The organism is Microcystis sp. LE19-10.1B, assembly GCF_027530565.1.
GTDB lineage: Bacteria > Cyanobacteriota > Cyanobacteriia > Cyanobacteriales > Microcystaceae > Microcystis > Microcystis aeruginosa.
In genome coordinates this window covers 1-1441 of sequence record NZ_JAPZQM010000058.1, presented here as the reverse complement: position 1 = coordinate 1441, position 1441 = coordinate 1, and the positions used below count along the sequence as shown (strand labels likewise).

At 40.7% G+C, this 1441-nt stretch carries 2 protein-coding genes; both read left to right on the top strand.

The features are described 5' to 3' along the window. Positions 1–114 (top strand): transposase (locus tag O9332_RS02190; RefSeq protein ID WP_130758671.1); only part of this gene is annotated, 114 nt, incomplete at its 5' end. A 234-nt stretch (positions 115–348) separates the two neighbouring features. Then, positions 349–1005: an SGNH/GDSL hydrolase family protein gene (locus tag O9332_RS02185; protein ID WP_002758338.1), complete on the top strand. Its 657-nt coding sequence runs from the start codon at positions 349–351 to the stop codon at positions 1003–1005. Positions 1006–1441: the final 436 nt, after the last annotated feature.

Here is a 1441-nt window from a genome sequence, read left to right as displayed (position 1 = left end):
GTGGTGGAGGGAATCAACAATAAACTTAAACTAATAAAACGGAGAGGCTATGGCTTTAGAAACTTTCGGAATTTTTGGGTTAGAAGTATGTTATCTTGGCATCTTGTATGTTGATTTAGCATAAAGGGTAACGAAGAGCCGAGATTGTTTGCAGTAAGCTAATCTGGCTAACAGGCTTTTGGGCGTGATATGGGGAAAAGTTCTGGCGATTGCGCCTAAATGGAGTGTTATACAGAAAGTTGAACCATATCGTTGCCTCAGAGAGTTTTATGCAGAAAGTTGACCTATAATATGTAGTTATGTCGCATTGCTTCTTTGCGCAAGTGGAAAATTTTGAGGTATAGATTTATGACCCACATCGTCTTGCTCGGCGACAGCATATTTGATAATGCTCCTTATGTGGATGTTGAAGAAGATGTTATCCATTACCTTAAGCGCAAAATACCTTTAGGATGGAAAGCCACTTTACTCGCTATTGATGGTTCTATTACCACGGATCTCCATGCTCAAGTTCAGAAGCTACCTAAAGACTCAACTCACTTGTTTTTGAGTGTTGGGGGAAATGATGCTTTACGCAACATCGACTATCTATCTCAGAGGGCACAATCTGTTGCAGAAGTAATAATTAAATTTTCAAGGCTGGTCGGAGATTTTCGTGCTAACTATGTAAGTGCAATCAAAGAGCTACTGGAAAAACAGTTGCCAATAACAATTTGCACCATCTACGAGCCAAGATTTGAGCAGTCAGAATACCAAAGCATAGCGACAACTGCACTCACATTTTGGAATGATGTGATAATTCAAACAGCAATAGCCTATAAACTACCAATTATTGATCTGCGCCAAATCTTTACCAGTACATCTGATTACGCTAATCCGATTGAGCCATCTGCAATTGGTGCAGATAAATTAAGCAGCTACATTCTAGAAATAGTACAAAACCATAACGTTACTCAACTACATACAATCATCTATGGAAACTCCAAAGACTCTCGACAAAAGTGAATTGCCCTGAATGGCACTTCAAGATAGATCGACAATCTGTCGTTTGGTTCATTTCGGTGGGCAAGTCAATTTCTTCTTTGGCAATAGCGGTTCTACGATAGACCACTCTTCATTCGTCAAACTACTTGAGTACATTTTGGCTTACTCCAAAGTATCGATTTTCGGGGATAACTAGACGGTGGCGCCTTCACTGACGGGGTTCAGACCAAAGTATTGCCGTTAAACAGGCTACAGACTCTCTTCCCTGCAACCTATAGTGGACAAGGTTTTCGCTTCACCTTTTCAGCCTAGCATCTCAGCAATTCCAAATTCAGAATGTAGCAAGGAATACAGAATACAAAACGCTTTTGCCCTGTAGCTCCCCATCCAAAATCAAGAAGAATTAACGCGAGTAACAGGGATGGCCTCATCGAGCATAAAGTCTAAAAGGTGGTGC